The organism is Peterkaempfera podocarpi, assembly GCF_042466665.1.
GTDB classification, from domain to species: domain Bacteria; phylum Actinomycetota; class Actinomycetes; order Streptomycetales; family Streptomycetaceae; genus Peterkaempfera; species Peterkaempfera podocarpi.
In genome coordinates this window covers 5,581,215-5,596,495 of sequence record NZ_CP162102.1, presented here as the reverse complement: position 1 = coordinate 5,596,495, position 15,281 = coordinate 5,581,215, and the positions used below count along the sequence as shown (strand labels likewise).

13 protein-coding genes are annotated in these 15,281 nt (G+C 72.3%); 4 read left to right on the top strand and 9 right to left on the bottom strand.

From position 1 onward, the window contains the following. Window position 1: 1 nt before the first annotated feature. The 6 genes from AB0761_RS24665 to AB0761_RS24640 form a co-directional block, all read right to left on the bottom strand. Window positions 2–1,543 (bottom strand): Re/Si-specific NAD(P)(+) transhydrogenase subunit alpha, encoded by a 1,542-nt coding sequence (locus tag AB0761_RS24665; RefSeq protein ID WP_377271335.1) that lies wholly within the window; start codon window positions 1,541–1,543, stop codon window positions 2–4. Window positions 1,544–2,106: 563 nt separating this feature from the next. Continuing rightward, window positions 2,107–3,066 carry a D-2-hydroxyacid dehydrogenase family protein gene (locus AB0761_RS24660; protein ID WP_377271334.1) on the bottom strand — a complete coding sequence of 320 codons (960 nt, stop codon included), beginning with the start codon at window positions 3,064–3,066 and terminating at the stop codon, window positions 2,107–2,109. A gap of 228 nt (window positions 3,067–3,294) precedes the next feature. Beyond that, window positions 3,295–4,410 (bottom strand): caspase domain-containing protein, encoded by a 1,116-nt coding sequence (locus AB0761_RS24655; protein WP_377271332.1) that lies wholly within the window; start codon window positions 4,408–4,410, stop codon window positions 3,295–3,297. Further along, window positions 4,407–4,796 (bottom strand): hypothetical protein, encoded by a 390-nt coding sequence (locus AB0761_RS24650; RefSeq protein WP_377271331.1) that lies wholly within the window; start codon window positions 4,794–4,796, stop codon window positions 4,407–4,409. The genes AB0761_RS24655 and AB0761_RS24650 overlap by 4 nt, the downstream gene beginning before the upstream one ends. After that, a complete protein-coding gene (locus AB0761_RS24645; protein WP_377271330.1) occupies window positions 4,784–5,977 on the bottom strand; it encodes a hypothetical protein in 1,194 nt (397 codons plus the stop codon). Before AB0761_RS24645 ends, AB0761_RS24650 begins: the two co-directional genes overlap by 13 nt. Beyond that, the gene (locus AB0761_RS24640; protein ID WP_377271328.1) at window positions 5,974–6,897 is read right to left on the bottom strand and encodes a hypothetical protein; all 924 of its coding nucleotides are present in this window, start codon (window positions 6,895–6,897) and stop codon (window positions 5,974–5,976) included. Before AB0761_RS24640 ends, AB0761_RS24645 begins: the two co-directional genes overlap by 4 nt. Before the next feature lie 203 nt (window positions 6,898–7,100). On the opposite strand from AB0761_RS24640, the gene AB0761_RS24635 reads away from it, so the two are divergent. Next, window positions 7,101–7,421 carry a DUF6191 domain-containing protein gene (locus tag AB0761_RS24635; protein WP_377271326.1) on the top strand — a complete coding sequence of 107 codons (321 nt, stop codon included), beginning with the start codon at window positions 7,101–7,103 and terminating at the stop codon, window positions 7,419–7,421. 174 nt (window positions 7,422–7,595) lie between these two features. Here the strand turns inward: AB0761_RS24635 and AB0761_RS24630 are convergent, their stop codons facing one another. Together AB0761_RS24630 and AB0761_RS24625 are read right to left on the bottom strand one after the other, a co-directional pair. Next, the gene (locus AB0761_RS24630; protein ID WP_377271325.1) at window positions 7,596–8,015 is read right to left on the bottom strand and encodes a hypothetical protein; all 420 of its coding nucleotides are present in this window, start codon (window positions 8,013–8,015) and stop codon (window positions 7,596–7,598) included. Continuing rightward, window positions 8,012–8,626: a DUF433 domain-containing protein gene (locus AB0761_RS24625; RefSeq protein WP_377271323.1), complete on the bottom strand. Its 615-nt coding sequence runs from the start codon at window positions 8,624–8,626 to the stop codon at window positions 8,012–8,014. Before AB0761_RS24625 ends, AB0761_RS24630 begins: the two co-directional genes overlap by 4 nt. 480 nt (window positions 8,627–9,106) lie before the next feature. Here AB0761_RS24625 and AB0761_RS24620 point away from each other — a divergent pair, with 480 nt between their 5' ends. Together AB0761_RS24620 and AB0761_RS24615 are read left to right on the top strand one after the other, a co-directional pair. Then, window positions 9,107–12,688, top strand: coding sequence for a phosphotransferase (locus AB0761_RS24620; RefSeq protein ID WP_377271321.1), 3,582 nt, complete (start codon window positions 9,107–9,109; stop codon window positions 12,686–12,688). A gap of 172 nt (window positions 12,689–12,860) precedes the next feature. Further along, window positions 12,861–13,655, top strand: a complete 795-nt coding sequence (locus AB0761_RS24615; RefSeq protein ID WP_377271320.1) for a phytanoyl-CoA dioxygenase family protein — start codon at window positions 12,861–12,863, stop codon at window positions 13,653–13,655. Between the two features lie 29 nt (window positions 13,656–13,684). On the opposite strand, the gene AB0761_RS24610 is transcribed toward AB0761_RS24615, so the two are convergent. Next, window positions 13,685–14,533 (bottom strand): DMT family transporter, encoded by an 849-nt coding sequence (locus AB0761_RS24610; RefSeq protein ID WP_377274305.1) that lies wholly within the window; start codon window positions 14,531–14,533, stop codon window positions 13,685–13,687. Window positions 14,534–14,914: 381 nt separating this feature from the next. On the opposite strand from AB0761_RS24610, the gene AB0761_RS24605 reads away from it, so the two are divergent. After that, window positions 14,915–15,277 carry a hypothetical protein gene (locus AB0761_RS24605; protein WP_377271319.1) on the top strand — a complete coding sequence of 121 codons (363 nt, stop codon included), beginning with the start codon at window positions 14,915–14,917 and terminating at the stop codon, window positions 15,275–15,277. Window positions 15,278–15,281: the final 4 nt, after the last annotated feature.

The window sequence follows — 15,281 nt, the reverse complement described above, 5'->3', positions numbered from 1 at the left end:
CTCAGTCCTTCGAGAACATGCCGAGCATGCGGCGGGTCACCGCGAAGCCGCCGAAGATGTTGATGCTCGCCAGCAGGACCGCGGCGAACGACAGTACGGTCACCGCAGTGCTCCCGTGCCCGATCTGCAGCAGTGCACCGACGACGATGATCCCGGAGATCGCATTGGTCACCGACATCAGCGGTGTGTGCAGCGCATGGTGCACGCTTCCGATCACGTAGTAGCCGATCACGACCGCGAGCACAAAGACCGTGAGGTTGCCGGTCAGCTGGCTCGGCGAGAAGGCGGTGAGCAGGAACAGGGCGGCCGCGCCGAGGCCGACCACCGCGAACCTGCGGCTGTCCGCGACCGGCCGGGCGGTCTTCCGCGCCGCCGGTGCCACGGCTGCCGGCGGCTGCGCCGCGGGCACGGCCGACACCTCCACCGGCGGTGGCGGCCAGGTCTTCGCACCGTCGCGGACCACCGTCATGGAGCGCTGGACCACATCGTCGAAGTCCAGCGCGATCCGTCCCTCCCTGCTCGGCGTCAGCAGCCTCATCAGATTGACCACGTTGGTGCCGTAGAGCTGCGAGGCCTGCGCGGGCAGCCGGGCGGGCAGATCGGTGAAGCCGATGATCGAGACGCCGTTGTCCGTGACGACCACCTCCCCGGCGACCGTGCCCGCCACATTGCCGCCCTGTGCGGCGGCCATGTCGACGATGACGCTGCCCGGCCGCATGCTCGCCACATGCTCGGCCGAGATCAGCTTGGGCGCCGGCCGGCCCGGGATGAGCGCGGTGGTGATGATGATGTCGACGTCGGCGGCCTGTGCGGCGTAGATCTCCGCGGCGCGGCGGTCGTAGTCGGCGGACGTCGCCCTGGCATAGCCGTCGGCGCCCGACTCCTGCTCGACCTCGACGGCCAGGAACTCCGCGCCCAGCGAACGCACCTGTTCACCGACCTCCGGGCGCGGATCGGTGGCCCGGACGATCGCGCCGAGACCCCCCGCCGCACCGATCGCCGCCAGACCGGCGACCCCCGCCCCGGCGACCAGCACCTTGGCCGGCGGCACCTTGCCCGCCGCCGTCACCTGCCCGGTGAAGAACCGCCCGAACCGGTGCGCCGCCTCCACCACCGCGCGGTAGCCCGCGATGTTGGCCATGGAACTCAGCACGTCCAGTGACTGCGCCCGGGAGATCCGGGGCACCGCGTCCATGGCCAGCACCGTGAGCGAGCGCTGCGCCAGCGTCTCCACCAGCTCCGGGGCCAGGGCGGGGCCGATCAGGCCGATCAACGTCGCGTCGTCCCGCAGCGCGCCGATCTCCGTCGCCGACGGCGCGTTGACCTTGAGCACGATGTCGGACCGCCAGGCCTTCTCCTGGCTGACGAGCGCCGCACCCGCCTCGACGTAGGCACTGTCGGCGAAGCTCGCCCCCAGACCGGCGCCGGTTTCGACCGCGACGTCGAAGCCGAGGCTCACCAGCTGACGCACGGTTGCGGGGGTCGCCGCGACCCGGGTCTCCCCCGGTGCCGACTCCGCGACCACACCGAGCCGTTGGACCATCGACGTGACCTCTTTCCCTCGGTGTTCCCTGGGTCTTCCGCAGGCTTTTCTTCGGTCTTCCCCCGGGGTGTCCCCTCTGACCCGGGGTTTCCCCCTCCGGATCCGGGTGGGGTGAGGAACACAGGACACGGCTCGCACCGCGGCCGGACGACTGAGCCCGTCGTGCTCAGCGGATCCGCGCCGGGCGGCTGTGGGGCGGATCCTTCGCAGCCGGCCGCAGGCCCCCCTCCGCGCCGCCGCCCGCACCACCGGCGCGGGCCGCGCCTCCCACGATGGATCCCCCCGTCCGGGTCGGACCGTGCGGTGCCGTGTCATACGGTGCCGTGTCATGCCGCGCCGTGCGGTGCGCACGGCGACGGGCCGGCCGCCGACCGGGGCAACAGACCTCAGTTTTGCGCCTCGACCACTTGCGTGACAACACCCCCTCACGCCCCGGGCGGCGCATCGGCCCCGGCCCGCGACCGCCTGCCGGGGCGGTCGCGGGCGACAGCCGCGCCACCGGCCCGGCACACCGGTGGCCGACCGCCTCCGGGCGGCGCACGGGAAGCGGCACCGTGCCGGGATCAGACGCCGTTGAGGACCCGGACCGGGGTGCCCGCCGCGAAGGCGGCGATGTCCTCGACGGCTTCGGTGTAGAAGACGTCATAGGTCCGGTGGGTGACATAGCCGAGGTGCGGGGTCAGCACCACGTTGGAAGCGGTACGCAGCGGGTGGTGCTCCGGGAGCGGCTCCACGTCGTACACATCAAGACCCGCCCCGGCGATGGCACCCGTCCGCAGGGCCTCCAACAGGGCCTCCTGATCGACGAGCGGGCCACGCGAGGTGTTGACCAGATAGGCCGTGGGCTTCATCTGGGCCAGCTCATGGGCGCCGACGACACCCACACTGCGCTCGCTCAGCTTGTAGTGGACCGAGACGAAGTCGGCGGTGGTGAAGAGCTCGTGCTTGGAGACGGCCCGGACGCCTGCCGCCTCGGCCCGCGCGGGGTCCAGGTTCTGGCTCCAGGCGACGACGTCCATGTCGAAGGCGCTCGCGATCCGGGCCATGGCCGTGCCGATACGGCCCAGGCCGACCAGTCCCAGAGTGCTTCCGGCCAGATCGGTGCCGACGGTGTGCTGCCAGCCGCCCTCGCGCATCCGCAGGTGCTCGGCGGTGATGTTCCGGGCGAGGTCGAGGATCAGACCCCAGGTCAGTTCCGGGGTGGCGGCGGTGCTGCCGTGGGTGCCGCAGACCGTCACCCCGTGCGCACGTGCGGCGTCCATCGCGATGGAGGCGTTGGCCATCCCGGTGGTGACCAGCAGCCGCAGATTGGGCAGCTGCTTGAAGAGCGCCGCCGGGAAGGGCGTCCGTTCGCGCATCGCCACCACCACGTCGAACGGCTCCAGCGTCGCCGCGACGTCCGCCGTGCCGCCCAACGGCGTGGTGAAGACGGTGAGTTCGGACCCGGCGGGCAATGCCGACCAGTCGGCGTGGCGGCGTGCCACGTCCTGGTAGTCGTCGATCACGGCGACACGCCGACCCATGAGTACCTCCGCGTTCCCAGCACCCTTCGCCCCCCGGCCGGGCGGCTCGGCACCAGGCTACGGCGCGTGACCGCCCGGGACGTGAAGGGGGAGCCCGGCCCTTGCGTCCGCCACCTGTGCGGCCCGCTCCACCCGCCGGGCACGCGGTGCCGCGCCCCCGCGCCCGGGGGCCGGTGCGGGGGTCCTCCCTGCGGCGGCCGCCCCTTCCGGAGGCGAAGGGGGCCCGGCTCAGGTCGGCCCGCCGGGTCCGGGACCGGGCGGCCGCACCCTGCCGCGCCAGTGGTCGCGGCTGGTGCGCGCCGCCGCAAGCCCGGGCGCACCGGACGGGACGGCCGCCTCCCAGTCGGCGACCACGGCGTCGAGGCAGGCGAACGCAAGCTCCGCACGGCCGGACTCGCCGAGGAGGGACCCATAGGCGTGCCGATAGGCGAGGACGACCGGGTCCGCCGGACCCAGGACCTCGGCGCCGTCCTCGGCGACCTCCCGCATCAGCCGGGCGGCCTGGTGCAGCCGGGCCTCCTGGCCCGGCCGCCCGGACAGCCCCAGGGTGCGCAGGTCGAGCGCGAACCGGGCCCGTGCCGCCAGCCCCTCGCGGGTGCGCCCCTGCCGGTGGGCGGCGTTGACGGCCAGCGCGAGGTCGCCGGTCGATCCCACGGCACGCTGGGCCGGCACCGGGCGGGGCTCGGGGGCGGCCGGGAGGGACACGGCCAGCCGCCGGTAGACGACGGAGAGATCCAGATGCGCGTCGCCGTCCGGCACCCCCTGCGACAGCAGCTCCAGCAGCGCCCCGGTGAACCCGGTGAACCGCGAGCCGTCCCCGTACAGGGCCTTCCGGGTCGGGCCCGTGGCGGTCAGCAGATGGATGCCGGCCGCAGCGGGGGCTTCCATCGCCCGCCCCGAGAAGCAGCAGTCCAGGACGGCCACCTTGTACCGGGCCCGGACACCGCGCATCGCCTCGAAGACACCGTCGGCCGGAAGGGAGGTACGGGCCGCCCGCCCGGGCTCGTCCACGGTCCCGGGCAGTGCCAGGCACAGCTGGTTGCCCGCCGTCACCACCCCATGGCCGGCGAAGTAGAAGAGCAGCAGGTCCAACCCGTCCGCCGGGCGCCCGCCCGGGACAAGGTCCAGAACCTCGCCCGCCGTGTGCGGGTCCACCCGGCGACGCACCCCGCTCGGGTCGAAGACGCCGAGGGGGCCCGTCAGCACCTCGGCGAGGGCGGTGATGTTCGCCGTCACCTGGGGGATCGGGTGCAGTCCGCTCGGTGCGACATGGGTTGCCGTACCGATGAGCACGGCGACGGACCTGCGCCGGTCGGGGACGACCACCGCCCAGGAGTCGGTCAACTCGCCGGGCCCCCGCCGTCCGCCGGACCTCCCGCCACAAAGCGCTCCAGCCGGTCCACCAGACGCTCGACATCGGCCGGGTCCGCGGTGACCCGCATCCCCGCGCCGTCGGGGCGGGTGACACTCAGGCTGACCCTGCGGTTCCTGACGCGCTGGGTGAGCCAGACGCCCAGCGCGCTCACGCCCGCCGTGAGCAACGGCACCACCGCGGTCGCCACTTCCACGGCGTCGGCGAGACCGCCCATCTCACCCGGGAGGGGCGGCGCCAGATGCACACCGGCGAGCCCGGAGAGGTCCTCGTCGTCGTTGAACCAGTCCGCGAGCGACCTGGCGAGCGCATCGGCGTCGGACGGTGCCTCGTCGAAGGCGATCGTCAGCCTGTCCAAGGGGTGCTCCTGTCATCGGGGAAGCGGGTGGGGAACGCGGGGTCGGCATCCTGCGGGGACGGCGGGGCCTGCGGCGGCGACGGAACGTCGGCCCGGCGGGCAGTGCCGAAGAGCGGAGGGCGGCCGGGCACCTCGTAGGGGAAGCGGAAGGCAGCGGAGGCCTGGGACACGGCGACAAAGCCGGCCAGGATCTTCTCCCGCTCGCCCAGCGGCTGCGGGACCTCCTGCCGGTAGGCGGCGTCCAGCCAGGTCTGGTGCAGCCCCGCCAGATTCCCCCAGGCGGCCGCCGCCTCGTGCACGGGGACGGCCCTGGCGACCGCCCCGCCGCCGCCCGGCAGGGCCGCGGGCGGGGAGACGGTGGCCGCCAGCAGCTCGGCGAGGTGCAGCGGCGGTGCGCTGTGCCCGGAGGCCAGCGAGATCCGCATCCGGTAGGTCCGGTCCGAGCAGTCCCGCAGCGCGTCCTGGTAGAGCGGGACCGCCCGGAGCGCAAACGGGTCCGGGGCGATGTGCTGCTGGTAGATCGGGTTCGACTGCCCGGCCTGGGACAGCCTGCCGTACTCCTGGGCCAGATAGCGGAGATAGGCCGGCAGCTCCGGGGGCGGGGCGTACGGCTCCAGGCAGACACCGAGCACGGTCGGCGCATCCTGCCGGGCCAGCGCCTCCCAGACCGGCTCCCAGCTCACCGCCTGCCCGACGAGCGGGCAGACCGCCACTCCCAGCCGGAAGTCGGTGTCCCGGCGGTTCAGCCACGCCCAGACAAGGCGTCTGCGCACCTCGGCGAGGCCCCCGGGAACCCCTCCGAAGGGAACGAGTACCGAATGCAGCTCCCCCGTGTCACTGATCGGCTCCGCGCGCACATGGCGCGGCGGCGCCAGGGAGTCGCGCAGGGCGAGCACGGCGGCGGTCGCCGCGGCGGCGTCCGCTCCGTGCATCCGGCACAGCAGGGCACAGGAGATCCCGCCGCCCGGCGCGGGCATCACATACCGCAGCTCGAAGCTGCGGCCGTCGGGCCGCCAGTGCTGCGACAGCCAGACCTGCTCCAGCGCGGCCGCCTCCACCCGCCGCTGGGCCTCCGGGAGGCCCACATGGGCGCCGCTCCCGGAGATCGCCGGCTCGGGTTCGAGACGCAGTCCGGCCCAGGCCCAGGCCCCGTGGGGACCGCCGGAGACCAGGACGCTCATGCGCCGCCGGGCCGGCCCGGTCCGGGCTGCGGCGGCTGTACGGGGTGCGGCGGGGCGGGCTGCTCGGGGAGGTGCGCCTGGCTCGGGGAGCCCGCGGCGGAGGCCGGCGGGGGCGGGAAGGCCGGCGGCGGGGGCACCGGACCGGCGGCGGGTTGCGCACCGAGACCGCCGCCACCCCACACCGGCTCGGTCTCGATGGCCACCATCAGCCCCTCGCGGCAGGCCAGATGAACGGCCTCCCGCATGGCCCGGGCACCCTCGCTGCGCAGCAGCTGGTGCTCGATCGCGTTCTCCCCCTTGAACCCGCGCAGCAGGTCACCGATGAACTGGCCGAGCAGCTCGGCACCGCGCCGCGAGCGCCACATCATCCAGCCGAGGTAGAGGCTGGTGCCGTAGTTGAAGACGGAGACATAGGCGGTGTAGGAGCCCTCGCTGAGGGTCATCCGGGTGCCGAGGCTGTTCGGGACGATGGGGTACTTGCGGCTGCTCAGCGTGCGGACGATCGTCGCGTACACCGTCTCCGCCTGATCCTGGCGATCGGCCAGCAGCACCCGCCACTCCCCGACGGGCTCCGGCAGCCTGGACACCAGGAGCACCAGCCAGAAGACCACGAACCCTGCAACCGACGAGAACACGAACCAGCCGAAGCCCGCGTCGGACGACGACGAGCCGGAACCGGCGAAGGGGTCGTCCCCGCCCAGATTGGAGACCAGTACGAGGAACCCGATGAAGAAGGGCACCATGCTGACGACGAAGGAGATCACCGCGGCCCGCAGCCAGAGGTTGAAGACGGTCCGCCCGTCGACACTCTCATTGAGGGACATCTCGATGCTCTGGTGACGCAGTGTCTTGTCCAGATACGCGGCATTTCCGTCACCGCCCCGCCAACCCGGGAGCTGCATCTCGTTACCAGTGATCATGTGTCCCCTCGCTGCATGTCAGTGGACCCGCGGACCCCGCGGCTCCACCCTGGCATCACCGCAAGGACGGTTCCACCGGAACCATCGCATCACCACAACTCCACATCCCTTGCGGCGTAGGCGAGTTGTGCCTGCCGAAGCCCTGCCGAAGCCCTGCCGTCCTGCCGTGGCAGCCGACCGGCCCTCGCCGGGACACTGGGGCCATGGAGTTCGCCGTCTTCATGACCTTGCCCGGACTGGTCATCCTGCTGACCGTCATCGCGCTCGCGGACCAGCTGCTCCTCCGCGCCGGGCGGGCCGGACTGCTGCCATGGCGCAACAGCGGCCGGCAGGGCCAGATATCGGCAACCGGGTTCGAGCAGCTCCATGCGGGCTTTTCACCGGGCAAGCAGCACGAGCTCAAGGAGCGGCAGTCGGCCCTGATGATGCGGGACGACGACGAGGACGGGGCACCGCCGCACCGGACAACGGTGGACCTGGAGGGAAGGGCCGCGGTCATCCGGATGCCACAGGCCGACCGGTAGCAATCCCCCGGCACCCGCTGCCGCACGTCCACCCTCGGACGCTCGGCGCCGTGCACCGGGGCGGCCGGCCGAAGCACCTGACGGCCGACTCGGACGCTCGGCCACACCGACTCCCCCGGCCCGCCTCGATCCGGACGCCGGCGAAGAGCTGGCGCTCCGGCGCCTGTAACGGCATCAGGACTTGAGCCGGCTCACCTTGAGGCGTTGGCCGGCCTGTAGGCCGAGGTTCTTCACGTGGAAGGAATGGGCGCCCGTGATCGCTGCCATGCGCTGGAGGACGTGCGGCATCGCAGCAAGGTAGGCCGCGGCCGAGTTGACGATGTAGAGCAGGCCCTCGGCGTCGGGCTGGTGATGCCCGACCCAGTGCATCCCGGTCTTGATGAAGGCGTCGCGTTCTTCACGGTTGGACAGCTGGTTGCGATCCTGCGTCATGATTGCGTCGAAGCCGCGCTGGCTGACTTCCTCGATCAGGGCGGGGTCCAGGACGCCCGTCAGACCCTCCTCGTCAGCCGATCGGAACTCATGGTCGAAGAAGACCATGCGCAGCGGCGGCAGGACGGCCGGTGTTTCGTTCTCATCGAGGAAGAACCTCACGCAGCCCGCCCCCCGATCCGCAGAACCTCCCCGTGGAAGTCGACCGCATCCAGGGCGCTGCGCTTGTCGACGGTCGGGTAGAACCGCCGGACGTCCTTCGGGTCCACGCCGCCGACAACCAGCTTGGCGACGGTGTCGTACGGCACTCGGGTACCCAGCACGGTCGGCCAGCCGGCGAGGCGCTGTTCGCGTACTTCGAGGCACGGACGCGGCCGCCGGAAGTCGGCGACCTCCCGGCCCTGCATGTTCTCGAACGGGGCGAAGACGTCGGCCAGGCTGAGGATCACCTCTTGGCCCGGACGGCGCACGAGGTCAATGGCGCGGGAGTCCTGGACGAAGAAGACCGAATCGCCCTCCGTGAGCAGCGTGTAGGAGGCCGGGTGGTCCGTCAGGTCCCACTTGCGAAGCTGGTTCATGGCCTTGCGAATGCGCTGCAGGGGCAGCTGACTGCGCAGGCGGACGAAGGTCCTCAGCGCGACGACGTCACGGAACGAGTAGCGGACGGGGTTCTCCTGCACCTCGGGTTCCAGAAGATGCGTACGCCGCCAGCCGTGCAGCTGCGAGACGGACGCGCCGGACAGCGCAGCCGTCAGGTCGACCGGAAAACTCATGATCCACACCTCCTCCGGACAGGTCCGGCCCGGCAGGTCGCCTCGCCCATGATGCCGCGCACTCGGACGCAGGCCCACCCGGCCCCTCGCAGGGGTCGGTGAAAGGCACGCTACCGGCCCAGAGCGGCAGCTCCCGGGGCGCAGCCGGCGCTCACCCGATCGAGCGATGCGGCGGGTGCGGGACACATCACCTCCCGAGACGGCCGCTGCCTCGGATCGCCTCACTCGCTGTCCGGACGAACGGGTGGCCCGATGACGCACTCCGGCGGACCGGTGCCCTCCCGTAGCGGCGACGTCCTCCACGAGGCAGCGGCCACCGCGGCGGGCTGCCCCGGCCACCGTCCCGTTTCCGCGTTCCGAGTCGGAAGTCAGCCACTCCGCACGGACCGATCGGACAGCGGATGTGATGCACCGTCATGTTAAGAGCCCGGGGCAGCTAGCATCGAGCTGAGCACCGACGAGCGCCAGCAGGGGGACGGTATGCCGTTGAGGCCCAGGTTCGTCGCGGACGAGAGCACACGACGGCTGTTCGTGGACCGCATCCACGCACTCGCCGCAGCAGGCGAGGAGCTCGACGCGCTCCGGGGCGATGCGGGCGGGCGAGGCCCCCGGATCCTCAATGTCACGGGTGTCGGCGGCATCGGCAAGTCGCGACTGCTCGCCGAAGTGCGGTACCGCGCCGAGCAGCGCAGCTACCGCACGGCCCTCCTCGACCTGCAGGTCCCCCGGCTCCGTGAGCAGGACGCCGCCCTCTCGGTGCTGAGGGCGCAGTTCGGCGAGCAGAGGGTCAGGTTCGACCGGTACGACCTCGCGTACGCCGCCCTCTGGCAGCGCTGGAACCCCAACCTGCGGCTGTCCGAGAACCTGCCCTTCCTCACCCAGAGCGAGGTCCTCGGCGGCATCTTCGACGGTGTCACCAACCTCCCGGTATTCGCCACGGCTGTGGGACTGATCCGCGCCGTCGACGCCGCTTCCCACCACGTCCGCCACTGGCAGCGCATCCGCCGGGATCCGGTACTGCAGCAGCTCGACTCGCTCTCCAACACCGAACTGGCGGACGCGGTGACGTACCTGTTCGCCGGTGAGTTGCGCACCGCCTCCGGTGACGGGCACCCGTACGTCCTGTTCGTCGATGCCCACGAAGCACTCGGCACCGGTGCCCTGGGGGCCGGTCGGTCCAGCACCGTCGACGCCTGGCTGCGTGACCTGGTGTCCCAGTTGGACACCGGCCTCGTCGTCGTGGCGAGTCGGGAACCGCTGCAGTGGGCGCGCCTCGACCCCGACTGGGGGCGGGTGATCCGGCTGATCACGCTCGACGGCTTGCCGACCGCAGACCGACTCGCCCTGCTTCAGCAGGCCGGAGTCGAGTCCGAGGCCGTACGGACCACCCTGGCGCGGGCCAGCGCCGGGGTGCCGTTCTACCTCCACCTCGCCATCGACACTGCGCGGCAGCACGCCGGGCCCGCCTCACCCGACGGCGCCGCGGTCTCACCTGCCGTGTCCCCCCACGAGATCCTGCAGCGGTTCCTCGAGCACGTCAGTTCGGAACATGTGCAGATACTGGAGCTGCTGAGCGTCGCGCGGACCTTCGACCTCAACGTCTTCCGCCGGGTCACCGCCGCCTTCAGCCTCCCGGGTCACCAGCTGGCCTGGGATGCGATCACGGCGTACTCGTTCGTCCACCCGGCGGGAAGGAACCGGTTCCGGTTGCACCAGCTGATGGTCGAGGCCCTCCGCGAACAGCTGCCACCGTCTGCCACCCGCGAGGTGCACCGAGTACTGCGTGCCGTGTCGGAGGAACAGGCCGGTGCACGGGCCGGGGGCGAGGACGGGGCGCGGCTGCTCGCGGACGGCCTACGGGAGGCCGCTTACCACGCCGCCCGCGCCGAGGAACTGTCCGGCCCCGAGCTTCTGTCGTACGCGGACCGGATCACCCGGTGCGGCAGCCCGCAGAGCGCCGACGGCCTGCTGACCGATCTCCCCGCGCACTTCACAGCGGTGGAGGACGAAGCTACCGAGGCCCGGCAGAGGCCCGAGGACGGACCGGACTCCGGGCACAAGGCCGAACTGCGTCGGGCTGCCCTGTGCGTCGATGCCGACCTCTCTCTGCTCGCCGGGGAGGTGGAACGCGCCGCCCGGCTCACCGCAGGGGTGGACCCGCGGACGCCCACCCAAGTGGAGGGCCGTCTCGCGCTGGTGGGCGCCCACTCACGCCGGATCCTCGGTGCGACCAGCCAGGCGCTGGCGCTGTACACCGAGCTGTGGCAGTGCCAGCAGGGTCCGGTACGGCTGCAGGCAGGACTGTGGGCAGCAGATCTGCACATGGCACAGGGCCGCTTCCCACGGGCGCGGGAGCTGGCTGACGCTCTGCGGTCCGAGTGCCCGCCGGACGAACGCGAAGTCCTCGGCGACGCGGCCCGTCTGCTGTACCTCGCTCACCGGTTCGCGTTCGACTTCCAGGGCGCCACCGAGCATCTCGAAGAGGCCGAACGGCATTACCGCGCGAGCGGCAGCGCCGTCGGGCGGGCGAACGTCATGGTCAATCGAGCCGAACTGGCGGCCTGGACCGACCCGGCACGGGCGCTCGACCTCGCGCCCGACGCTGTGGCCGCACAGGTGGAGCTGGGAGCCAAGCCCGAGATCGGCAAGGCGTACACCGCGATGGCCCTGGCCTGCCTCGGACTCGGGGAGCTGGACCGCTGCCGCGCCGCCCTGGAGCTGGCGGTCGCAAACCTTCATCAGGCCGGCTACCGATCCGGGCTGGCCCGAGCCGAACTGGTGCGGTCCCTGCTGCTGGCCAGGACCGGGAATCCCGGCGAGGCGGCCGCAGCAGCCGGTCGGGCGGTGGCCGAGTTCGAGGCGACCGAGGTCTATCCGAGCCTGATACTCGCCGCCGATCAGGCCCTGCGCCTGCAGGGACTCGCCGACACCGCCGTGTCGGCTGCGGCAGACGAGGCCCGTGCGAAGATCGAGCCGTTCGGGTCGATGGAGCAGCTGGAGCACACCATCGAGAAGCACATGCACCGCCTGCTGGCCGACCGCACGACGCTGGCCGTGTCGCCGCTGACGCTCTACGCCGAGGCCACGGCCGCCCCGCAGACCGCAGCCGGCTTCTACAACCGCAACGTCTGCCTGGACACCCCGGCAGGCCCTGTGATGGTGCGCATCCCCATTGCACACGCCGACGAGATGGACCTGCGGATCTGGCCGGAGCACGAAGTGACCGCGGCAGTGGGCACATCACTGAACGGCCTGGTTCCGCAGTTGCTGCACCGGTCCGCCGCACCCTACTTCCAGGTGTACGAGTACATCCCCGGACGCGTGGTCGACGAGGCGTTCCCCAAGGGAACCCGGGTGCCGGAGGCGGTTCCCCGCGATGTCGTCCGGCTGCTGCGCAGCCTTGCCGACGTACCACGCGGTGCAGTGCCCGACCTGCCCGGCTCCTGGCCGCAGGACGGTGACACCGGAGCCTTCGGCCGTCTGCTCCAGTCGGTGACCGCCGGAGTGGTGGACCGCTTCCGGGAGTCGCACGCGGCGCTCTTCGCCGACCTGGGCATCCCGACCGAGCCACTGGAGGCCATCGACGGTCAGTGGGACGCCCTCACCCCGAGGCCCTTCCGGCTGGTCCACTCCGACCTCCACCGCAAGAACATGGTCCTGCGCGACGGACAGGTGTACTTCCTCGACTGGGAGCTGGCCCTGTGGGGTGACCCGGTCTACGAACTCGCCGTCCACCTGCACAAGATGGGCTACCAGCCGGATGAGGCCGAGACGGTCGTACGCGAGTGGAGCAGCACCATGCCCTCCCCGCTCATTGTCGGCTGGCAGCCCGACCTGGACGCCTACCTTCGCCACGAGCGGACCAAGTCCGCCGTCGTCGACTCCGTCCGCTACGCCGAACTCCTCATCGGGGACAGCCGGACACCCATGCAGAAGCAGGCGCTGCTCGCATCCCTGACGGAAAAACTCAACCGGGCAGGCCAGGTCTGGGGCTGGCCGCATCCCATCAGCGCCAACCGGGTCCGCGAGGTGATCGACGGTCCGTCCAACCCGGGGGTGTAGGCACGCCGCCATGAGCCGCGCAGAGCCTGCGCTGACCCGTGGGATGACCGGCACCGTGGTGTACTCCCCCGATGCCGAGACCCGGGCCAAGCTGCGCGAGCTGGTGGGCACCGGGGGCCCCAGGCGCTGAAAACCCGTTGCCGGTGCCCGCGGGCCTGCCAAGAATCGCCGTATGACGCAGGTGCTGACGGGGGACCAGGTCGAGCGTTTTGTCACCGACGGCTTCGTTCACCTTCCCGAGGCCTTCCCGCAGGCGGTCGCGGAGGAATGCCGGGCGTTCCTGTGGCGGGAGACCGGGCTGGATCCCGACGACTCCTCGACGTGGACCCGGCCGGTCGTGCGGCTGGCGGGCTACGGGGGCGGGCCGTTCCGGAAGGCGGTCGGCACGGCGCGGCTGCACGGGGCCTTCGACCAGCTCGTGGGCCGGGGCCGGTGGTTCCCGCGCGACGGACTCGGTACGTTCCCCATCCGCTTCCCGCATCCCGACGACCCGGGCGACGCCGGGTGGCACCTGGATGCCAGCTACACCCCCGAGGGTGAGTCCGGGTACTGGCTCAACCTGTGTTCCCGTGGCCGGGCACTTCTGATGCTGTTCCTGTTCTCCGACGTCGACACCGCCAGTGCGCCGACCCGGATCAAGGTCGGCTCGCATCTGGACGTCCCGCCCTTGCTCGCGCCCTTCGGCGAGCGCGGCATCGAAGGCTTCGCGTTCTGCGCGGCCATGGATGCCGCAGGCAGGCTCGACTCACCGGATCGCCCGACGGTGCTCGCCACCGGCCGGGCCGGAGACGTCTATCTCTGCCACCCGTTCCTGATCCACGCAGCCCAGCCGCACCACGGCGTCGTCCCCAGGTTCCTCGCCCAGCCCCCGCTGCTGCCTTCCGGCCCCCTCGACCTGGAGCGTCCCGACGCGGCGTACTCCCCTGTCGAACGCGCGGTGCGGCTCGGGCTGGGCCTGGGCGCGTAGACAGGGTGGAGACCGGCGGCGGGCCCGTGTCATGGGCGGCGCCGGCGGCGGGAGAGCGCCACGCCGCCGAGGCAGAGGGCGCCACCCAGGAAGGAGAGCGGGACGGGGACCTCGCCCAGCGCCAGCCAGGACATCAGCACCACCAGGGCCGGTACGGCATAGGTGGTGGCGCCCATCCGGCCCGCCGTGGTGCGCGACAGGGCGTACGCCCAGGTGGTGAAGGCCAGCGCGGTGGGGAAGACACCGAGGTAGACCATGTCCAGGGTGGCCGACGCCGGCGCCCGTGCCGCCTGGTCGACGAGTTGCCCGGTGAACGGCAGGCACACGACCGTGCCCGTGAAGCAGCCGAACGCCGTGACCTGGAGCGCGGACGCATGGTGCAGCGCGGGCTTCTGGGCGACCACCCCGCAGGCGTAGGTGACCGCGGCCGCCAGGCAGAGCAGGACGCCGGCGACCGGAGCGCCACCGCCGTGCGAGGACGCCAGCCCGACCACCGCGGCCCCGGCGAAGGAGACCGCCATCCCCGCGAGGAGAGGCGGCGGGAAGCCCTCCTTCAGCAGCAGGCCGCCCAGCAGGGCGATCAGGATCGGGCCGACGTTGACCACCAGGGCCGCGGTGCCGGCGTCCACCGTGCGTTCCCCCCAGTTGAGCAGCACCATGTAGCCGCCGAACCAGAGCACTCCGGAGGCGGCGATGCCCGGCCAGGCGGCGCGCGGCGGCAGTGGGGTGCGGCGGGTCAGGCAGATCACGGCCAGCGTCAGCGACCCGGCCAGCAGCCGCCCCAGCGCCAGCGCACCCGGACCGTAGTGTCCGGCGGCGCCTCGGATCCCCACGAACGCCGAGGCCCACAGCACCACGGTGACGGTGGCCGCGGCCACCGCCTTGCGGTCGGCCCGCCCCCCGTGCGGCTCGGTCTCGGCCGGCGTCGCGCTCACTCTGCGCTCCTTGGGTGTCGGGCGTGCTGCCGGTCCGTCCTCCGTCGTGGACGGACCGCGAACGCCGAAGCATACGGGTCGGCCATGTCTGCACGGTGGTACGGGCGGCAGGCCAAGTGGGAGCCGGATGAGGCTCGCCACGCGTCCCTGTGCGGCACTGCGGGGGTGCCGGGCCCGTACGCCCGGGGTCTGACACCGCTCGGGGGAGACTCTGCGCGGAAGCTGTGCGCCGGACGGGCGCGGCGGGCTCCACAGCGTAGGCTCGGCGGCTGCGATGCAGGTCAGGCGGACACGGTGCTGCGGGGACACCGCCCGGGAGGTGTGATGGCGCGGCTGCTGGTGGACGGTGACGAGGTGGTGGTTCACCTGTCGTGGTGGGAAGGGCTGCTGGCGCGGCGCCGTGAGGTGCGGGTGCCGGTGGCCGCGGTGCGCGGGGTGCGGGTGGAGCGGGACTGGTGGCGGGCGCTGCGCGGGGTGGGCGGGCCGGGCTCGTTCGTGCCCCAGGTGGCGGCGCTGGGGGTGCGTACCCATCCGGCCGGTTACGACTTCGCGGCGGTGCGGGCCCGGCGGCCCGCGGTGCTGGTGGAACTGCGCTCCCCGTCGCTGTCGCCGTTCGCCCGGCTGGCGGTGTCGATGCCCGACGCGGAGGCGGCGGCACTCCGGGTACGGCGGAGCGCGGGGCTCTGAGCCG

Bases quoted from the DNA above. Each gene is read 5' to 3' on its own strand.
- AB0761_RS24625 (WP_377271323.1), bottom strand. From the start codon at position 8,626: ATGAGTTTTCCGGTCGACCTGACGGCTGCGCTGTCCGGCGCGTCCGTC.
- AB0761_RS24615 (WP_377271320.1), top strand. From the start codon at position 12,861: ATGACGCAGGTGCTGACGGGGGACCAGGTCGAGCGTTTTGTCACCGAC.
- AB0761_RS24635 (WP_377271326.1), top strand. From the start codon at position 7,101: ATGGAGTTCGCCGTCTTCATGACCTTGCCCGGACTGGTCATCCTGCTG.
- AB0761_RS24645 (WP_377271330.1), bottom strand. From the start codon at position 5,977: ATGAGCGTCCTGGTCTCCGGCGGTCCCCACGGGGCCTGGGCCTGGGCC.
- AB0761_RS24605 (WP_377271319.1), top strand. From the start codon at position 14,915: ATGGCGCGGCTGCTGGTGGACGGTGACGAGGTGGTGGTTCACCTGTCG.
- AB0761_RS24665 (WP_377271335.1), bottom strand. From the start codon at position 1,543: ATGGTCCAACGGCTCGGTGTGGTCGCGGAGTCGGCACCGGGGGAGACC.
- AB0761_RS24640 (WP_377271328.1), bottom strand. From the start codon at position 6,897: ATGATCACTGGTAACGAGATGCAGCTCCCGGGTTGGCGGGGCGGTGAC.
- AB0761_RS24660 (WP_377271334.1), bottom strand. From the start codon at position 3,066: ATGGGTCGGCGTGTCGCCGTGATCGACGACTACCAGGACGTGGCACGC.
- AB0761_RS24620 (WP_377271321.1), top strand. From the start codon at position 9,107: ATGCCGTTGAGGCCCAGGTTCGTCGCGGACGAGAGCACACGACGGCTG.